Origin of the sequence: Nesterenkonia rhizosphaerae, assembly GCF_039544555.1 — a bacterium.
In the GTDB taxonomy this organism is placed as follows: domain Bacteria; phylum Actinomycetota; class Actinomycetes; order Actinomycetales; family Micrococcaceae; genus Nesterenkonia; species Nesterenkonia rhizosphaerae.
Genome location: NZ_BAABLW010000007.1, coordinates 647,890 through 665,902 on the forward strand (window position 1 = coordinate 647,890; position 18,013 = coordinate 665,902).

The following is an 18,013-nucleotide window of genomic DNA, read 5'->3' on the forward strand; positions in this document are numbered from 1 at the left end:
ATCTCTATGTCTGAGAACACCCCCACTTTTTCCCCGGAAACCGCCAAATTCGAGACCCGGCAGATCCATGCCGGTGTCGCCCCGGATCCCGCCAGCGGTGCCCGTGCCCTGCCGATTCAGCAGACCACCAGCTTCGTCTTCCCCAGCACTGACGCTGCCGCCAAGCGCTTCGGGCTGGAGGAGATCGCCCCCATCTACACCCGGATCGGCAATCCGACGGTGGAAGCGGTTGAGAACAAAATCGCAGCCTTAGAAGGCGGCGTCGGCGCTCTGGCAGTCGGTTCGGGGCAGGCCGCCACATCACTGGCGCTGCTGAATATCGCTGAAGCCGGCAGTCATATCGTCGCCTCACCGACTCTCTACGGCGGCACGCAGAATCTCTTCAAGCACACGCTGCCCAAGTTCGGCGTGGAAGTCAGTTTTGTGGAGGACCCCGATGACTTGGAGTCCTGGCGAGCTGAGATCAAAGGCAATACTGTCGCGTTCTTCGCCGAAACCGTGGCCAACCCGCGCGGAGATGTGCTCGATCTAGAAGGTGTAGCTGGTCTGGCGCATGAATTCGGGGCACCGCTGATAGTGGATAACACCCTGCCCACCCCGTATCTGCTGCGTCCTATCGAATACGGCGCCGACGTGGTGGTGCACTCAGCCACGAAGTTCCTCGGCGGGCACGGCACGGCCATCGCCGGGGTGATAGTGGACTCCGGAAACTTTGACTACAGCCGCTACCCCGAGCGCTTCCCGGGCTTCAACCAGCCGGATGAGAGCTACCACGGACTTGTCTTCGGCCGAGACTTAGGACCGGAGGGCATCTTCGGAGTCAACCTCTCCTACATCCTGAAGGCCCGGGTGCAGCTGCTGCGCGACCTCGGCCCCTCGCTCTCACCCCATAACGCTTTCGAGATCAACCTGGGCTTGGAGACACTGAGCCTGCGCGTTGAGCGTCATGTCCAGAACGCCCAAGCTGTGGCGGAGTTTCTTCAGCAGCACCCTGCTGTGCGCCGGGTGTACTACTCAGGCCTGCCCTCCAGTCCCTGCTACGAGCGGGCGCAGAAGTACCTGCCCAAGGGCGTGGGCGCAGTGCTGGCGTTCGAGATCGATGCAGCAGGAGATCACAGCGCCCAGGCTCGAGCGGGACAGCAGGTGGTCGATGCGCTGGTACTGCATTCACTGGTCGCCAACGTCGGTGACGTGCGTTCGCTGGCCATCCATCCAGCCACCACCACGCATCGGCAGCTGGGTGAGGCAGAACAGCGTGCTGCAGGCATCAAGCCTGGCCTGGTGAGGTTGTCGGTGGGCCTGGAGCACATCGATGACATCCTGGCCGACCTCCAGCAGGCACTGGACACCCTGGACCAGAAGGCAGCGGGCTGATCCACGAATGACCCACGGTGTGACGGTGCTGAGCCAGCCCGGCGGGCTGAACGCAGGCAGCAGCAATGACTTCGGCACTCGGCCAGCCGGTGCCCTGCGCACAGCAGAAGTCGGTGCCTACACGTTCGAGACCGGCGGGCGGCTCCCCGCCGTCACCATTGCCTACGAGACCTGGGGGAGCCTCAACGCGGCCGGCGACAACGCCATCCTGGTGGCCCATGCGCTGACCGGAGACTCCCATGTAGCGGCCACCGACCGTGACCCCAGCTTCGGCTGGTGGGAGGGTCTGCTGGGTCCGGGGCGACCGATCGATACCTCCAAGTGGTTTGTGATCGCCCCGGCTATGGTCGGGGGCTGCTATGGCTCCACCGGTCCCGCCTCCCTGGATCCTGAGGGTGTGCCCTGGGGCTCACGCTTTCCGTATGTGACTATCCGGGATTCAGTGCACCTGGAGCATCGGCTGCTACAGCAGCTCGGAGTCAGGCGCCTGCACACCGTGGTCGGCGGATCGATGGGCGGAGCTCGGGCCCTGGAATGGGCTGCGACGTATCCTGAGCTGGTGGAGGGGCTGGCGGTCTTCGCCTGTGGGGCGGCCTCCACCGCCGAGCAGATCGCTTTCGGCCAAGCCCAGGTGGCCGCTATCCGCAATGACCCGAATTTCAGCGGCGGAGATTATTACTCCGGTCCGCGTCCCCATGCTGGACTAGGCATTGCTCGACGCATCGCGCATATCACCTACCGCACTGAGGCCGAGCTGCAATTGCGCTTCGGTCGCGCCCCGCAGGGAGATGAGCAGCCGCTGGGCTCTCCTACTGCTCAGCGGCAGGGCCGCTACCAGGTGGAGTCCTATCTGGACCACCAAGCCAATAAACTCATCAGCCGGTTTGATCCCAACGCTTACCTGGTGCTGGCCGAAGCGCTGATGAGTCACGACGTCGGGCGTGGCCGCGGAGGCGTGAAGGCAGCCCTGAGCAGGGTCACGGCGGTGCCGTTCTTAGCTGCTGTGGACACCGACCGGCTGTTCTTTCCGGAACAGTCCCAAGAGATCGCCGATGCTATCCCAGGACAGCACCTAGTCCATTTGATTACCTCACCGATCGGCCACGACGGCTTCCTCACCAGCGCCGAACAGCTTGCCGCGGCGATGCAGCAGACCCTGGACCTGTAGTTTCGCAGGACTGCCGTACCTGGTCTTGGGCTAGTCCCGGCGCAGCACGGTCATCGTCAGGAACTCTTTGATGTGGCTGACTTCCTGGGGGACGATCCCGTGCCCTGCCCCGGCGTAGAGAACTTTGGTCAGCTTCACCGTGCTGGTGGCCCAGCTATGCGTGTAGTCGATCTGTTCAGCCGGTATAACCGGGTCCTGCTGATCCCGTCCCCAGAAGAGAGGCACCTGCTGGGCTGTCAGCGCGGCGTCGTCGAAGTACCCTTCAAGCCCCTCACCGCGCTCGGGGTCCACGGCAAAGCCGGAGAGCCCGACCACTGCGGCAAACTGATCGGGACGGGTGCGCAGCAGCGAAGTGGCCATCGCCATACCCATGGAGAAACCCAGCAGAGTCACTGAGGAATGCTGATCCTTGACTTCCGCCAACCATTCCCAGAGGTCCTCAACCGCCTGCCGGGCCGCCTGGGAGGAGTAGGCCAAGCGCTCGACGTCGAGGTCGAACCAGGTGTAGGAGCCGTAGCCCATAGACACCGGGGCCTGCACAGCGGCCACAGTGAACTCAGCCGGGAGCCCCGGAACCAGCCCCATGAGGTCCTGGGCATTGGCCCCGTATCCATGCAACAGCACCAGAAGCGGGGTGCCCCGGCGTTCGGATTCATCACGTGTCCAGATGACTTCATAGCTACCGCCCATGAATTCCATCCTAGATGCCCGGCACAGCTAATCATCCTCAAGGCCGATGGACCCTGGCACAGGTTCATGGAGAATGACCGGGTGAGCGGAATCAATGACGCAGAGACCATGACACCCGATGAGCAGCCTTTTGGAGTTCCCGGAGCAAAGCACCCGTGGTTGCGCTATGTGGCCCTGGGGGATTCCTTCACCGAAGGGATCGGTGACCCTGACGAGTCCCGGCCGGGTTATCACCGCGGCTGGGCCGACCGAGTAGCAGAGGAACTGGCCAACGGGACTGAGAACTTCGCCTATGCGAATCTGGCCATCCGTGGCCGGCTGATCGAGCAGATTCGTGACGAGCAGATCGCACCGGCACTGGAGCTGAAGCCTGATCTGATCACCCTGTGCGCCGGCGGCAATAACGTCATCCGTCCTGGTGGCGACCCAGATGAGACGGCACGGATTCTTGACACTATGGTTCAGCTGCTGGCCACCACCGGCGCAACCATCGTGCTGTTCAACGGCCCCGATGTGCGTGAAACCCCGGTGGTGGGTTCCATTCGCGGTAAGGTCGCGATCTTCAACGAGAATGTCCGCACGGTAGCTGCACGGTATGACGCGCTGGTGGCGGATATGTGGTCTCTGCGCGAGCTGACGGCCAAAGAGATGTGGGATGAGGACCGCCTGCATTTCTCGCCGCTGGGCCATCACACTATTGCTCGCATGGTCCTGGACACCCTCAACGTGAAACATGATCTGGACCCTGTGGAACCGCGCCCTGTCTTGGAGCGATCCTGGCGCGAGGCGCGCGTGGACGACGTCGTGTGGGCCCGTCATCACCTGTTCCCCTGGGTGATCCGTCGGCTGCGGGGACGTTCCTCTGGCGACGGAGTGACACCCAAGCGACCGAATATCGAACCGCTCTTCGGTGGTTCCATGCCGCCAGGCGGGAGTCCTGAGGAGAGCTTCCCGGTCTGAGCCCAGAAGGCTCGCAGCGGGGCTTTGGTCAGTTGAGTTCGGTAGTTCGCCTCAGCGAGTGCGTAGGGTAGCTACTTCACCGATGGGCCCGAGTTTATCGCCGAGCCCGTAGCTGCGGTTCTTCAACTGAACCACAAAGCCCGCCTCGGTCATGGTGCGCAGCAGCCGATGAGCGGTGGCGGCCGGCAGGCCGGTGGCCTGTGCCAGTTCGCTCAATGTGGTGGCCCCGCCACGGGAGGCGATGACCTCCAAGATCTCCAGTGCCCGCTCCACCGACTGAACACCGTTGCGCCGTGCCTGACTCATGCGCTGACTACCCAGACCTTGCGGACGCGGCCCTTGAACAGGTCCTCTTCGGCGATCAGATGGCGCAGGCTCATAGCCCAACTCTAGGGACGGAGTATTTCGGCTATGTTGACGGCGTGTTCACACCGGGTATCGGGCCTCGTGTCGCAACAGGCCTTATGACGCTAGCGAATCCTCAGCGCTGCTAGTCCTTGGCAGCCGAACCCGGTTCGGGCTGGGCATCCTTTTTGCGTACGATCTGAATGGGACCGGTGGCCCCCATTCCGCCCAGTGCTGCGGGGACGCCGGTGGAGATCATCTTCTTCTTAGGTTCGTTCTGCTCGTCCTTGGGGGAGTGCTTCTCAGCCATCGACTCGTGTTCTCCTTCAGCGGGTTGACCGGTGTCAGCTTAGCGGGTGCACCTTGGTGCTACCGCTGCAACAGCTGGCGGTAGATATCCTCGTGGACTGCCGCGATCTGCCGGCGCTGGTCCGTGCGCCACTGCCGACGCTTTGTGCACCTGTGACTGGAATCCTCTGCGCGTCTGCCGTGCGCCACTGCGGCATCCCTGACGGCTTGCCGCAGTGAGGCAACATCGAGTTCCTCGCCCCTCCAGCGGTAAGTCAGGTCAGCTCCCTGGCTGGCATAACACCCCACATCGGGTGCGATCACCGTGGTGCCCAGATCGTGACAGGCCTCCATCCATCCTGAATGTGTCCCGAAGCGATAGGGGAGCAACGAGGCGTGCAGGCCAGCGATGTAGTCGTAGAGCTCACCGTCAGTGAAATAGTTGTGCACCCGAAGATCCACCGGATGGGTGTTGAGCCACTGAACCAGCTCAGGATCGTGTTTCTGGGGATTGAACTCGGGCCCGGCGTCGTCGTACACATCCCGATGGACATTGACCTGCAGGACGCCACCGGGGATGCCGTGCACTGCCTCCAGCGCAGCCTCCAGTACGGGTATGGCAGACATGTTCTGGCGCAGGCTCTTGAGGTGAATTCCCAGACGGAACTCCTCAGGTTCACGTCGCGGAGACACTCCGTAGTCCTGGATCAGTGGCAGATCCACCACATGAGGATGCGGTACGACCCGGGCACGCACACCCCAGCGGTCCTCAATGATCTCCGCGGCCCTGCGACTGAGGGTGATCACCGCGGCTGCACGCGGAATCAGCACATCCAGTTGTGCGGTGTGCAGGGCGGTGTCAGTATGGTGCGGATTCTGCAGGTCATGAACCGTGTAGACCAGCGGCACACCTTTGGTGTCGAGAGCATCGACCACCTCGTGCAGCCGCTGCGGGGACTCTGCATCAAAACCGAAGTGTATGTGGAAGATATCAAAATCCTCCTCGGGACCACGTGGGGCCAGGATCCATTCGGGATCCAGCATCCGCGGCGGCCACCATGGGGCGCCCGTGGGGTGGTCCTCACGCCGTGCCGGAGGATCCGGCAGTCGCACCACTGCGCTGCGTTCTCCCTCGGGAGGGGACAAGTGGCGGATATAGACATGGGATTGCGGCACGGAGGCCACCCGGATAGTGCGGACATAATCAGTGTCGCCGTCGCGACTGAGACAGGTGACCAGGCCGCGTTCTTGAAAAGCGGCAATCCAACCCTGCATGGGCCAACGTCCCCATTTATTCGCAAACCGGCGACCGTTGGCCAGGATGTCATCAAGGTGCTCTACCGGGGGATTCGATACCGGATGGTGCTGGTGATAGGCACGCGCCGAGCCCACCCAGCAGAGGCCGACGCCGCGCGAGCGGGCCTGCTGAGCGAAGTCGGTGTCCTCCCCGCCGTATCCGGTGAACCGTTCATCGAAGCCGCCGATGTTCTCCCAGACACTCCTGCGCACAGCGAAGGAGAGCGACCAGAAGAGGTCGTAATTGGAATCCTGCGTGTACTGTCCGGGCTCGGGGGCCGGGCGTGCCGGGTGGGGCTCGGCCAGAGAATCTAGGTACCGGGGGCTGAGATCTTGGAGGTCCGTCTCTGGAAGGTAGGCCACTGGTCCGCACAAGAGGGCGCCGGGATTCTCCTGGGCTGCCTGAAGGTATCCCCGAACCAGGTCCGGGTGCGGTATGCAGTCGACATCCAAGAAGATCAGCAGATCCTCGGCGTGACCTTCGGTTGAGCTGATGTCGGAGGATTCCGAGTGCGCAGCTGTAGAAGGCCGGAGTGCGCTCTTGCTGAGCTCGGCGCCTATGTTGCGCGCGGCAGCCAGCGGCAGCGTTGCGGTGGGGGACGACGGCGCTGCCGCAGTTCGGGTGGGCACCTCAGATGCCGGCTCGCTGGCCAGGGCCTGAGCCAGCTCGTCGTCGTCCATAGTGATGATCAGGTGCTCATCTGGGAGCAGGCTGCTGGCCCCTAAGGCCTCACGTTGTTTGCGCAGATGATCATGGCGGCCATGCACTGTGGTGATGATGACTGTGCGCGGCCGTTGTGCTTTCCCCGGTGCGGGGGACTCCAGGGCGTCAGTCGGCGAACCGACGGGCTTTGCGTCAGTCGCCGCGGCTGCGGTGTAGGGGTGCGGGGTCATGGGGTATGCCTCACTGGTTTGTCCGGGGGCTCGGTCCCGGAGATGCCTGCACGGTGGGGATTGACGGCGGGGATTGTGCTGGGTGGGATTGTGCTGGGTGGGATTGCACTGGGTGCGGTTTCATGGAGTCTCGGACCTGCTCCAGCAGAGCGGCGAAGCGGTGCTGAGCCTGACCGTCGCACCAGGTCCTCCAGTCATTACCGTTGAGCTGCAGTGCCGCCTCGAGCACGTGTCGCCACGCCACGGCGTCGGCGGATTCCGGTGCTGGGATCACTGGCCATGGTCCTCGCCGCAGCGATTCCAGGGTGTGCCGCTGTTCCTGATGAGGGCGGTCCAGGGCGTAAACCACCGCTGGTGTTCGGCTGGCTGCGACCTCGGCAAGAGAGTTCTGTCCCGCTGCGGTCACCACCACGTCGGCCTGCTGCAGCGCACTCCAGGGATCCGAGGTCCAGGTGCCTGTGGTGCCACCTATGTGGGTGATCCTCGCCTGCGGAAATGCCGCAGTGACAGCCCGCTGGGCAGCAGGGGGGATACCCCCGCCCCCGCGTCCGCCCATGATCAGGATCCCAGGTGCCTCTGGGCTCCTCGGTGCGCGCGTGGAGTCTGGATTGTCCGCTGCTGCGGGCGTAAAGCGGGAGATCGCGCCCAAGGGCGAGACTGCTGCGCCCTGGTCCTGCCTGCCGATAATGCCGGTAGCTGCAGGCGGCCAGAATCCGGCAATAGCCGAGGAGATCTCATAGCCCAGGGCATGCGTGCGGTCAGTGCGGTCACCCGGCAGCGCCACCGTCACCACCGGTACCCCGTGCAGCCTGGCCAGCATGGCGACTTCGACTGAGACATCCGCGACCAGCAGATCCGGGTTCTCGGAGGAGATCCACTGGGAGATCCTGGTCATTCTCGACCGCAGCCCAGCGTGGTGGACTGGGGCCCAGTGCAGCACACCCCCGGCGCTGTGATGACTGGTGCTGCCGTCGTCGTCGGCTTCCAGGCTGACCCACGGACCGGGCCAGTCCCTGGGCTGCTCCAGACTGGAGAGACCTGCGACGGGCTCCTGGTTCAGCTGAGACCAGGCGCGGGCCCAGGTCAGCGAGCGGTGGAGGTGACCGGCACCCTGGTTATGGATATAGCAGCCGATCATGCGGCCCCCGCTCGGTCCTGGGCTGCCGCAGAGACGGGGGAGAGCGCACGGTAGAGCTGTTCGTATTCGCTGACCATCCGGTTCAGCGAAAGCGCACCCAGTGCATAGCGCCGCACTCGCTCCCGCGGCAGCTGTAGAGCATTCAGAATTGCCGCAGCCAGCGCATTCTCCGAATCATCTCGGGCCAGCACTCCACCCTCTGGTCCGACGATCTCCACCAGGCCACCGCGCGGTGTGGCCGCCACCGGTGTGCCGCAGGACATCGCCTCGGCCGCCACTAATCCATAGGGCTCATCCCACTGCGAGCTGACCACCGCTACAGAAGCGGAGGCCACAAGTTCATGCAGTTCCCGGTGGTCCAGATGGCCCCGGTAGATGGCGTCCTCACCTAGTCGCGGAGCGATCTGCGCCTGGTAGTAGGCCTGATCCATCACCGGGCCCGCCAGGATGATCGGTACCCCGGCCCGGCGGGCGGCATCGATGGCCAGATGCGGTGCCTTCTCCGGAACAAACCGTCCGGTCCACACCGCTGCACCGGATCGTTGCGTTCCGGGCAGCGGACACCACTGATCGGTATCGACTCCGTTGGTAATCACCGACGCTTCGGCCACCGAACCCCAAGCACGCGCGGTGGCTGAGCTGACAGCGACAAAGACGGTGCGCGGGGATGAGTACTCCACTGCGGACTCAAGCCACGGCGTGGGCGGGGTGTGCAGTGTGGTGACCATCGGTGTCTTCAGCAGCGAAGACATCGCTACCGGCAGGTGGTGGATGGAATTGTTGTGGATGACGTCGAAGTCACGGGACTCTGCCAGCTGCAGCATCAGCCCCAGATAAGCATGGTGCTGGCGCATCCACTCCTCCGGGGCAGCGGAGACATCGCGCCTTCCGCATTCTGTTCCGGTGAAGCGCTCGGGCACCAGGCTGCGCGCGCCAAGGGCAGGGTCGCTGCCTTCGGCGGCGAAGAGGGTGACATCGTGACCACGGGACTTCAGCGTCCGCGCCGTCGCGTGGGTGTGGGCCTCCAAGCCCCCAGCGAAGGGCTCCCGGATGGGGAACTGGCTTGAGGCGATCAGACAAATGCGCACAAAAGCGGACCGTACCGATGGTCCCCGAGAATTGGCTGTACGTTTCCTTAACGCTACGACCTGGGACTATTGGGCGTCAGGACTCAATTGTCGGTATGAGAGTGACACTCGGGAGGCCGAATTCCTCCCCGCGGAAATCCACTTTCTGCCCCGGCTGGATCTGGCGGCCGCGTCGAGTCTCTGTTTCACCATCTACCAAGACCGCGCCTGCGGCGATGACTTCGCGCGCGAGAGCCCCGTTCTCTACAGCCCCGGCGAGCTTCAGCAGCTGACCGAGCCGGATGGAATCGTCCCTTAACGGTACTTCTATGGCGTCACTCATACTGTTAAGTCTCTCATCGTCACAGAAGAGCTGGGCTGCCCCTGAGCGATCACCCAGCTGGATTAGAGTGACATGCATGAGCCCAGATCAGCACCGGTCCCACTCCGCGCAGGAGCAGCCAGGGCATTCCCCGCTGGTGTGGATCGCACTGGTGACACTCATGCTCATGGCTGGTATTGCCATGCCCGGGCAGGGGCGAGTCAATGCGGCATTGGCTGCGCAGACCGGAGATGCTTTCCTAGCTGCCCTCATCAGCTTCACCACTGGGTTAGCGCTCATGCTGGTTATCGCCTTTGCCACTGCCCGCGGACGCCGCACCATGCGTCAGGTGAAGCCGGCGTTCCGCTCCGGAGCAGTCAAATGGTGGTACCTCTTGGCAGGCTGTGTCGGCGGCTACTACGTACTGACCCAGACGCTGACCATCGGCATGATCGGGGTCGCGGTCTTCACCGTGTCAGTAGTGACCGGCCAAACTGTGGGCGGGCTGCTATGGGACCGAATCGGCTTAGGACCGGCAGGGCGAAAGCGGCTGAGCCTGATGCGCGTGGCGGGTGCCCTGCTGACCGTGGCGGCCGTGCTCTGGGCTGTCTCCCCGCAGCTTTCCGGAACGGATCGCGGTCTGAGCTGGCTGCTGCTGGTGATCCTGCCCTTCTCAGGGGGCTTCCTCAATTCTGGTCAGCAGGCGCTTAATGGACGGCAGTCGGCAGCCTATGGCAGTCCCATACCCGCCACTCTTTTCAACTTCATCGCCGGTACCTTCGTGCTGCTGCTGGCCTGGCTGGGCAAGCTGCTCTTTGTCGGAGGAGTCCCCGGTGCGCTGCCGGATCAATGGTGGTATTACATCGGGGGACCGCTAGGTTGCATGTTCATCGCCTTAGGGGCGGTGCTGGTGACCAAAGTCGGGGTCCTGGTGGCAGCGATGGGCATGATCGCTGGGCAGCTGGTGGGTTCCCTGTTGCTCGATGTGCTGATGCCTGCGCCAGGTTCGCTGGTGACCTTCTCTACAGTGGCCGGAACTGTGCTGACTCTAGTAGCCGTCGTCGTAGCCTCTCTACCGGACATGCTGCGCAGGCCCGGTAGAGGCAAACGGTAAGCTGGCCTGCAACTGACCATTCATCTTCGCACCATTGGGAGCACCACTACTTATGGCCAAAGAGTCCACGCTGGATAAAGTCATTTCCCTGGCAAAGCGCCGCGGCTTCGTCTACCAGTCCGGCGAGATCTACGGCGGCTCTCGTTCGGCCTGGGACTACGGACCGTTGGGCACCGAGCTGAAAGAGAACATCAAGGCCGAATGGTGGCAGACCTTCGTGCGCGGACGCGGCGATATGGTCGGCCTGGATTCGGCCATCATCCTGCCATCGCGGGTCTGGGAGGCCTCGGGCCATGTGGAGACCTTCACCGATCCGCTCGTGGAGTGCCTGCAGTGCCATAAACGCCACCGTGAGGACCACCTCATCGAGGCATTCGAGGACAAGCACGGTCGCAGCCCGGTGGACGGGCTATCCGAGGTGCCCTGCCCGGACTGCGGCACCAAGGGCAAGTTCACCGAACCGCGTGCCTTCTCCGGGCTGGTCAAGTCCTATTTGGGAGTCCTCGACGACGCCTCGGGGCTCCACTATCTGCGCCCGGAGACCGCCCAGGGCATCTTCGTGAACTTCGCCAATGTGGTGACCACCGCGCGGAAGAAGCCGCCCTTCGGCATCGGCCAGATCGGCAAAGCCTTCCGCAACGAGATCACCCCCGGCAACTTCATCTTCCGCACGCGTGAGTTCGAGCAGATGGAGATCGAGTACTTTGTGCCCCCGGCTGAGGCCGGTGAGTGGTACGACCGCTGGGTTGAGGACTGCGAGAACTGGTTCCTGAACCTCGGTTTGAAGAAGGAGAACATCCGCCGCCTGGATGTTCCTGAGGACGAGCGTGCCCACTACTCCGCCGGCACCATCGACCTGGAGTACCGCTTCGGCTTCCAGGGCTCCGAGTGGGGCGAGCTGATGGGTGTGGCCAACCGCACCGACTACGACCTAGGTCAGCACATCAAGCACTCGGGCAAGGAACTCAGCTACTTCGACCAGGCCACCGGCGAACGGTACACCCCCTACGTCATCGAGCCGAGCTTCGGTCTGACCCGCTCCATGATGGCGTTCCTGGTGGACTCCTACGCCGAGGACGAGGCCCCCAACACCAAGGGCGGGGTGGACACTCGCACCGTCCTGAAGCTGCACCCGAAGCTGGCTCCGGTAAAGGCCGCAGTGCTGCCGCTGTCCAAGAAGGCCGAGCTGGCCGGACCATCCCAGAAACTGGCCGATGAGCTGCGCAAGCACTGGAACGTTGACTACGACGACGCCGGTGCCATCGGGCGTCGCTACCGCCGCCAGGATGAGATCGGCACGCCGTTCTGCATCACAGTGGACTTCGACACACTCGAGGACCAGGCCGTGACTATCCGCGACCGCGACCAGATGACTCAGGAGCGCGTCAGCCTGGACCAGGTCGTGTCCTACCTGGCAGCCAAACTGCTGGGCTGATCGCTCCGGCAAGACACCGGGTATGACCTTCCGACGCACCCCACTTCAGGTGTGCGCACTCAGCTACGGCAGGGTGAGCACGGCCGAAGTGGGGTGCGTTTTTCTGCACTGAGAGCGCGCAGGTTGGTACTCCTGGCACCGGTTTCTTTGCACCCTCAAGCTTCCAGGTCTAAACTCGCGCAAGTGCTGAATAGCCATCCCGATCACCTCGAGGCCCCCGATACCCCTTCGCTGACTCTAGATTCCGGGCTCACCGTCCGCCCCTGGCGCGACGGCGATGACCTGAAACTGCTGGAAGTCTGGGGCGATCCCGAGAACCCCATGCATCATCAGGACCGCGGCCTGCTGCGGCCCTCCTCCAACGACCCCTGGTCCCGCTGCATCGTGGCCGAGCACCAGGGAGTGCCCGTGGCTGCCGCCACGATCTTCCGCTCCTCGCTGCACCCGGACCGGCTCTCCTTCTACGCCGAAGTTGCCCAGGAGCACCGCCGCAAGGGGGTAGCGGCCCAGCTGCTGCAGATCCTTGAAGCTGAAGTGCCCAACTGCGCGGTGCAGTCCATGAAGTCCCGGGTCGCCAAGGGATCTGCTGCCCAGTGTTTCCTGAAGGACAACGGCTTCGCCAAGGTCCAGGCTTCGCGCCAGATCATCGTCCAGCCCGGGGCGCTGCCGCTGCCCGACCTGGAGAACAGCGACCAGGATCTTCAGGACCTTGCCACAGGCTCTGTGGAGCTGACCAAGCTCGTCGCCGATTTTTACAACGCGGTGCATGAATGGGACCGCGCGGAGATGACCCTGGGCCGAGCCCAGCAGATGCTGCTGGCACCCGAGACCGGAGCCTCAGGCGTCGTCGTGCTGCGCGACATCTCAGCAGGAGAAGACGCCCCAGCCCCCATCCTGGCCTTTGCCATCAGCTACACCTCCGAGCGCACCGATGCTCCAGCCGATGTGCTGCTGGGCTGGAACCCGGAGCTCCCCGAGGACGAAGCCGAAACTGCGGTGCGTAATCTGCTGGCCCTGGTGGCAGCCCGCTACCCGGTCTCGGTGGAGGTCGACGACTCCATGAGCCCGCTGAAGACCGTCACTGCCGAGCTGCTGGCCAGCGGGGAGGCGGAAGTGGACTTCGAAGCGCTCATCTACGCACGCGACAGTTCTGCTTCCGACAGTTCTGCTTCCGTCGGCGGGGAGCCCCCGCAGTGACCGAAACTCTTCAACGCCCCGCCTCCGCCCTGCTGCCGCCGCTGCAGCTGGGGCCCATCACCGTAACCACCCCGGTGATTCTTGCCCCCATGGCGGGCATCACCAACACTGCCTTCCGTCGGCTGTGCCGTGAGTACGGCGGGGGGCTCTACGTCAATGAGATGGTCACCGCCCGCGCCCTGGTGGAACGCCGGCCCGAAAGCCTGCGCATCATCAAACACGAGCCCGATGAAGTTCCGCGCTCGGTCCAGCTGTACTCAGTGGATCCCGTCACCACCGGACATGCGGTGCGCATGCTGGTCGAGGAAGACCGGGCCGATCACATCGACCTGAACTTCGGCTGCCCGGTCCCCAAGGTCACCCGCAAGGGCGGAGGATCAGCGCTGCCCTGGAAGATTCGGCTTTTTGAAGCCATCGTCTCCACCGCGGTGCGGGAGGCTGCCAAGGCGAATATCCCGGTGACAGTCAAGATGCGCAAAGGCATCGACGAAGATCACCTGACCTATATCGAAGCCGGCAAAGTGGCCCGGGATTCCGGGGTTGCTGCCGTGGCGCTGCACGGTCGCACTGCCCGTCAGCACTACTCGGGCCAGGCCGACTGGTCAGCCATCGCGACTCTGCGGGAATCCCTTCCCGATATTCCGGTGCTCGGCAACGGAGATATCTGGTCGGCCGAGGACGCGGTGCGGATGGTCGAGCAGACCGGAGTCGACGGCGTCGTCGTCGGCCGCGGCTGCCAGGGCCGTCCCTGGCTCTTCGGCGACCTGCAGGCTGCTTTTGACGGCCGCGAAGACCGTCACCGCCCGGACTTGCCGATGGTCTCGGCGACCCTGCTGCGCCATGCAGAAATGCTCATCCCGTATTTCGACGGCGATGAGCGCAAGGCCATGCAGGATATCCGCAAGCACGTGGCCTGGTACTTCAAGGGCTACCCGGTCGGTTCGGCGCTGCGCACCCAGCTGGTCACCGTGGAGACCATGGCCCAGCTGCAGGATCTGCTGGGCCAGCTGGATCAGTCCATCGGTTATCCCGGTGAGGCTGTCGAAGGTCCGCGCGGACGAGCCGGCTCTCCCAAGAAGGTCCACCTTCCCGAGGACTGGCTGGAGTCTCAGGAGCTCAATGAGGATCAGCGCGAGATGATCAAGGCCGCTGAGGTGGACACCTCCGGCGGATGAGCCGCGCGGCCGGGAGATAGGATGGGCCGGGTGTCCGCCCCGGTTCTTCCAGACGCCACGCGCACCATCACCTGGCGCAGGCTCGCCAGTCCGTTGAGCGTACTGGCTATTGTTGTGCTGGCCGCGGCGATGGTCGCCCAGTCACTGGCCACCATCGTCTCCGGCCAACTCGCCGAAGCTCCCACCTTTGAGGGTGTGGTGCTGCTCGGCGCGCTCATTGTGGGCGCCGCGCTAGTCCAGGTCGGCGCCCAGGTGGCGTGGGCACGGGTGATCGATCGTGCCGCCGGTGCGCTCCGTCGGGACCTGCTGGCCGCGGCCTTCTCCCAGCCGCTGAGTGTCTTAAGCGAACAAGCCGTCGGCGAGATCCTCGACCGGGTTGATGATGACACCAATGCCATCAACGCACTGATGCGCCAGCAGTGGTGGGCAATGATGGGCACCATCCTGGGTGCAGTTCCGCTGTGGATCATCGCCGGAAGCATGTGGTGGCCGGCCTGGATCCTGTTGCCTGTGCTGGTGACCGGGACAGTGCTCCTGGTTCAGCCGCTGTTCGCCATCATCGCCGAGCGCAAAGTGCTCAATGAGCAGTCCTGGACCGATCACGCGGCTGCATTCGAAGAGGTGGTGGCGGCTCGTGACGATCTGCGCACCAGCGGGGGACAAGCCTTCGGGATGCGCCGAGTTACCGAGCTGGCTGCCGAGATCCACCGCACCTTCCACCGCATGGTGATCAAGGAGTCAGCGCTGATCCTGCGCTCGCAGACTGTGCTCCAGGCGATGTTTGCCGGCCTGATCGTCGGCGGGGTCGCACTCGTCACCACCGGCGGCCTTGAACTAGCCCAGCTGATCACCTTGGTGCTGGCCACTACTATGCTCATCGGCCGAGTCGGCGAGCTGATCAACCAGCTGCCGCAGCTGCAGGAGGGCCTGGGGGCCATCACCCGCGTGAAGCAGATGATGAGTCTCGACCCCGAGCCCACCGGGGGAGAGCCGCTGCCGCCGACCCATGACGTGGAGTTCCGGGATCTGGACTTCTCCTATGCCCAAGGCAGCTTCGCACTGCAGGGCGTTTCGTTGAAGGTCCGTGATGGCGAGACCCTCGCCCTGGTAGGCCGTACCGGCTCAGGCAAGTCAACACTGGCTTCACTCTTGACCCGCGCCGTCGAGCCCCCGGCAGGAACCGTGCTGCTGGGTGGGGTTGATGCCACCACCATCGACCTGCACCTGCTGCGCCGCGGGATCGGAGTAGTCACCCAGCGCACCGAGCTGCTCTCGGGGACCCTGGCGGAGAACATCGCGCTCTTCGCTCCGCTGCCACGCAGCCAGATCGAGGCAGCTGTGGAGGAACTGGGCTTGGGGGATTGGGTCGCCCGGCTGCCGGAAGGACTTGATACCCGCCTGGGCGCCGGTGGAATTTCCCTCTCCGCAGGAGAGGAGCAGCTGGTGGCTTTCGCTCGGCTGCTGGTCCGCGATGTCAGCGTTGTCATCCTGGACGAGGCCACGGCCCGCATGGATCCGCTGACCGAACGGCGGGTGGTTCGCGCCTCCGAACGTCTGCTCTCCGGACGCACAGGTCTGCTCATCGCCCACCGGCTGAGCACCATCGAACGAGCGGACCGCGTCGCCGTCCTGGACCACGGCCATGTCATCCAAGAAGGCGGCTACCTCGAACTCGCCTCCGAACCCGGGCCATTCCAGGAATTGCTGGCCGCCTCCAGAGAGCACCATGGTTTCCTCGACGAAGAACCAGCCGAGACGGCGTCGCAGCAGGACCACACATCGGCGCCCATCGGCAGCGCACGACGACGCACCGCGCCTCCGCAGCGCAGTACCGTGGGGGACGGACCGAGTCTGACCCGCGGGGTGCTCAGCGCCTTCCGACACCGCCCAGGTTGGGGCCTCTTCGGGCTTTTCCTGTTCCTCCTCATGGCCACCTTTGCCCCGCAGGGGCTGATCACCAACTGGCTGTGGGGGCGCATCGCAGACTCACTAGCTGCAGGTGTCCAGGATGTGTGGGCACTTGTCGCTGTCCTGGCGGGAACCTCGATAGTGGTGATGCCCGTGGTGTTCGGACTGGCGGTCAACCTCTACCCGCGCTGGTGGGTTTCCTGCCTGACCCGGCACCGGACCCGAGTGCTGGCCGGTCAGCTGGGGGAGCCGCGGCTCGAATCCACCCCGCCGGGTGAAGTGGTGGCCCGGGCCATGGACGGGGACCGCATCCAGGACTACGCAGACCGCTGGGGTGACCTCGTCTCGGCCACGCTGATCGTGCTGCTCTCGGTGCTGCTCTCAGGTACCTGGTTGGTCGGAGCAGTGCTGGCCAGCGTGCTGATCGGCTCGGCGGCGGCCTCCTGGGCCGGACGCCCCGCCGCGGGGCGCTCAGCCACCAGGTCTGCCAATGCGCGCGTAGTATTCGGCCGGGTGCTGGTCTCAGCGCTGGATGCCGCCCGCACAGTGAAGCTCTCCGGATTAGCCCAGCCGGTGCGAGAACACCTCCACACCGTGGATGACCAGCGCGTCCAGGCCCAGATCCGTGAGCACCGCGTCCAAGCGATCCTCGACGGCGTGCCCGGCCTGGTCATCGCCGGGGGCGTCACCTTCTCTTGGGCGATGCATCTGACCGGCACCTGGGATCTCGCCACCACTATCCTTGCCGCGGGCAGCGTCCTGGGCTTCACCTGGTATGGCCTCTGCGCTGGCGCCGTGGTGACTAAAGCCCCGGGAGTGCGGGCCTGGCAGGTCGCAGCCCAGCGGCTGGCTGCCGGGGAGGATATCTACCGTGTCGTCGACGGTGTTGACGAGATCACCGGCACCGCACCGGCGCCGGAGCCAGAGCCGCAGCAGCGGCTCGAGAGCCTGGAGCTGCAGGGCTTCACCGCTGTGCACAGCGACGGCACGATCGGCGTGGAGGATGTGCATCTCACGGTGCAGCGTGGGGAACTCATCCTGATCCTGGGTGGGATCGGCTCCGGGAAGTCCAGTCTGCTTAAGTCTCTGGCCGGGCTGGTCCCGCATACCGGCAGTATCCGCTGGAACGAAGCCGCAGCAACCGGAGAGACGTTCCTGCGACCGCGTCGTATCGCCTACGTGGCGCAGATACCACGGGTGCTCTCCGGGACCTTTGCAGAGAACATCCGGCTCGACCGGGATCGTGATACTTCCGGACCGCTGAGCATCGCCCGGATGGATCAAGATGTCGCCGCTGCAGGAGGGGTCGACTCCGCCATCGGGCACCGTGGTGTGCGACTCTCCGGTGGACAGGTCCAGCGTCTGGCCACGGCCCGCGCCCTCGCCACCGGCTCCCAGGTGCTGTTGGCTGACGATGTCTCCTCGGCTCTGGATGCCAATACGGAGATTGAGCTGTGGCAGGCACTGCGGGCCGAAGGGCTGACGGTCATCGGCTCCACTTCCAAGCGCTCAGCCCTGGCGCGGGCGGACAGAGTGCTGGTGCTCCAGGATGGCAGGGCGGTCGCCGTCGGGCCCTGGCAGCAGATTGCCGGCCGCTGGGGGCACCTGGCCGGCTGAGACTGGAGCACCTTAGCTGCCGGTA

The 18,013-nt window shown here is 64.4% G+C and carries 15 protein-coding genes; 8 read left to right on the forward strand and 7 right to left on the reverse strand.

The window, feature by feature from the left end:
* Positions 1-6: 6 nt before the first annotated feature.
* Complete coding sequence (locus ABEA23_RS08655) at positions 7-1,374, forward strand: O-acetylhomoserine aminocarboxypropyltransferase/cysteine synthase family protein (protein WP_345477653.1); 1,368 nt, start codon at positions 7-9, stop codon at positions 1,372-1,374.
* Between the two features lie 7 nt (positions 1,375-1,381).
* On the forward strand, positions 1,382-2,542 hold the full coding sequence (metX, locus tag ABEA23_RS08660) for a homoserine O-acetyltransferase MetX (protein ID WP_345477654.1): 1,161 nt from the start codon (positions 1,382-1,384) through the stop codon (positions 2,540-2,542).
* 30 nt (positions 2,543-2,572) lie between these two features.
* Here the strand turns inward: metX and ABEA23_RS08665 are convergent, their stop codons facing one another.
* Positions 2,573-3,232, reverse strand: a complete 660-nt coding sequence (locus ABEA23_RS08665; protein ID WP_345477655.1) for an alpha/beta hydrolase — start codon at positions 3,230-3,232, stop codon at positions 2,573-2,575.
* A gap of 108 nt (positions 3,233-3,340) precedes the next feature.
* Here ABEA23_RS08665 and ABEA23_RS08670 point away from each other — a divergent pair, with 108 nt between their 5' ends.
* A complete protein-coding gene (locus tag ABEA23_RS08670) occupies positions 3,341-4,192 on the forward strand; it encodes an SGNH/GDSL hydrolase family protein (RefSeq protein ID WP_345478656.1) in 852 nt (283 codons plus the stop codon).
* Positions 4,193-4,243: 51 nt separating this feature from the next.
* On the opposite strand, the gene ABEA23_RS08675 is transcribed toward ABEA23_RS08670, so the two are convergent.
* The 6 genes from ABEA23_RS08675 to ABEA23_RS08700 all read right to left on the reverse strand — a co-directional run bounded on the left by ABEA23_RS08675 (position 4,244) and on the right by ABEA23_RS08700 (position 9,563).
* The gene (locus ABEA23_RS08675; protein ID WP_345477656.1) at positions 4,244-4,498 is read right to left on the reverse strand and encodes a helix-turn-helix domain-containing protein; all 255 of its coding nucleotides are present in this window, start codon (positions 4,496-4,498) and stop codon (positions 4,244-4,246) included.
* Between the two features lie 184 nt (positions 4,499-4,682).
* The gene (locus ABEA23_RS08680) at positions 4,683-4,847 is read right to left on the reverse strand and encodes a hypothetical protein (RefSeq protein ID WP_345477657.1); all 165 of its coding nucleotides are present in this window, start codon (positions 4,845-4,847) and stop codon (positions 4,683-4,685) included.
* A gap of 59 nt (positions 4,848-4,906) precedes the next feature.
* The gene (locus tag ABEA23_RS08685; RefSeq protein ID WP_345477658.1) at positions 4,907-7,015 is read right to left on the reverse strand and encodes a galactosyltransferase-related protein; all 2,109 of its coding nucleotides are present in this window, start codon (positions 7,013-7,015) and stop codon (positions 4,907-4,909) included.
* Between the two features lie 10 nt (positions 7,016-7,025).
* Positions 7,026-8,153: a hypothetical protein gene (locus tag ABEA23_RS08690; RefSeq protein ID WP_345477659.1), complete on the reverse strand. Its 1,128-nt coding sequence runs from the start codon at positions 8,151-8,153 to the stop codon at positions 7,026-7,028.
* The gene (locus tag ABEA23_RS08695) at positions 8,150-9,241 is read right to left on the reverse strand and encodes a glycosyltransferase (RefSeq protein ID WP_345477660.1); all 1,092 of its coding nucleotides are present in this window, start codon (positions 9,239-9,241) and stop codon (positions 8,150-8,152) included. Before ABEA23_RS08695 ends, ABEA23_RS08690 begins: the two co-directional genes overlap by 4 nt.
* 76 nt (positions 9,242-9,317) lie before the next feature.
* Positions 9,318-9,563, reverse strand: a complete 246-nt coding sequence (locus ABEA23_RS08700; RefSeq protein ID WP_044493614.1) for an RNA-binding S4 domain-containing protein — start codon at positions 9,561-9,563, stop codon at positions 9,318-9,320.
* 76 nt (positions 9,564-9,639) lie between these two features.
* Here ABEA23_RS08700 and ABEA23_RS08705 point away from each other — a divergent pair, with 76 nt between their 5' ends.
* From ABEA23_RS08705 to ABEA23_RS08725, 5 genes are all read left to right on the forward strand, one after another.
* Entirely contained in the window at positions 9,640-10,656 is a 1,017-nt protein-coding gene (locus tag ABEA23_RS08705; RefSeq protein WP_345477661.1) for a DMT family transporter, read from the forward strand.
* A gap of 52 nt (positions 10,657-10,708) precedes the next feature.
* Positions 10,709-12,091 (forward strand): glycine--tRNA ligase, encoded by a 1,383-nt coding sequence (locus tag ABEA23_RS08710; protein WP_345477662.1) that lies wholly within the window; start codon positions 10,709-10,711, stop codon positions 12,089-12,091.
* Positions 12,092-12,274: 183 nt separating this feature from the next.
* The gene (locus ABEA23_RS08715) at positions 12,275-13,288 is read left to right on the forward strand and encodes a GNAT family N-acetyltransferase (protein WP_345477663.1); all 1,014 of its coding nucleotides are present in this window, start codon (positions 12,275-12,277) and stop codon (positions 13,286-13,288) included.
* Positions 13,285-14,463 (forward strand): tRNA dihydrouridine synthase DusB, encoded by a 1,179-nt coding sequence (dusB, locus tag ABEA23_RS08720; RefSeq protein WP_345477664.1) that lies wholly within the window; start codon positions 13,285-13,287, stop codon positions 14,461-14,463. Before ABEA23_RS08715 ends, dusB begins: the two co-directional genes overlap by 4 nt.
* A 21-nt stretch (positions 14,464-14,484) precedes the next feature.
* Positions 14,485-17,988: an ATP-binding cassette domain-containing protein gene (locus tag ABEA23_RS08725; protein WP_425577152.1), complete on the forward strand. Its 3,504-nt coding sequence runs from the start codon at positions 14,485-14,487 to the stop codon at positions 17,986-17,988.
* The last annotated feature ends 25 nt before the right edge of the window (positions 17,989-18,013 follow it).

Coding starts and splice junctions, on each gene's coding strand:
- ABEA23_RS08655 (WP_345477653.1), top strand. CDS start 7: ATGTCTGAGAACACCCCCACTTTTTCCCCGGAAACCGCCAAATTCGAG.
- metX (WP_345477654.1), top strand. CDS start 1,382: ATGACCCACGGTGTGACGGTGCTGAGCCAGCCCGGCGGGCTGAACGCA.
- ABEA23_RS08665 (WP_345477655.1), bottom strand. CDS start 3,232: ATGGGCGGTAGCTATGAAGTCATCTGGACACGTGATGAATCCGAACGC.
- ABEA23_RS08670 (WP_345478656.1), top strand. CDS start 3,341: ATGACACCCGATGAGCAGCCTTTTGGAGTTCCCGGAGCAAAGCACCCG.
- ABEA23_RS08675 (WP_345477656.1), bottom strand. CDS start 4,498: ATGAGTCAGGCACGGCGCAACGGTGTTCAGTCGGTGGAGCGGGCACTG.
- ABEA23_RS08680 (WP_345477657.1), bottom strand. CDS start 4,847: ATGGCTGAGAAGCACTCCCCCAAGGACGAGCAGAACGAACCTAAGAAG.
- ABEA23_RS08685 (WP_345477658.1), bottom strand. CDS start 7,015: ATGACCCCGCACCCCTACACCGCAGCCGCGGCGACTGACGCAAAGCCC.
- ABEA23_RS08690 (WP_345477659.1), bottom strand. CDS start 8,153: ATGATCGGCTGCTATATCCATAACCAGGGTGCCGGTCACCTCCACCGC.
- ABEA23_RS08700 (WP_044493614.1), bottom strand. CDS start 9,563: ATGAGTGACGCCATAGAAGTACCGTTAAGGGACGATTCCATCCGGCTC.
- ABEA23_RS08705 (WP_345477661.1), top strand. CDS start 9,640: ATGAGCCCAGATCAGCACCGGTCCCACTCCGCGCAGGAGCAGCCAGGG.
- ABEA23_RS08710 (WP_345477662.1), top strand. CDS start 10,709: ATGGCCAAAGAGTCCACGCTGGATAAAGTCATTTCCCTGGCAAAGCGC.
- ABEA23_RS08725 (WP_425577152.1), top strand. CDS start 14,485: ATGGGCCGGGTGTCCGCCCCGGTTCTTCCAGACGCCACGCGCACCATC.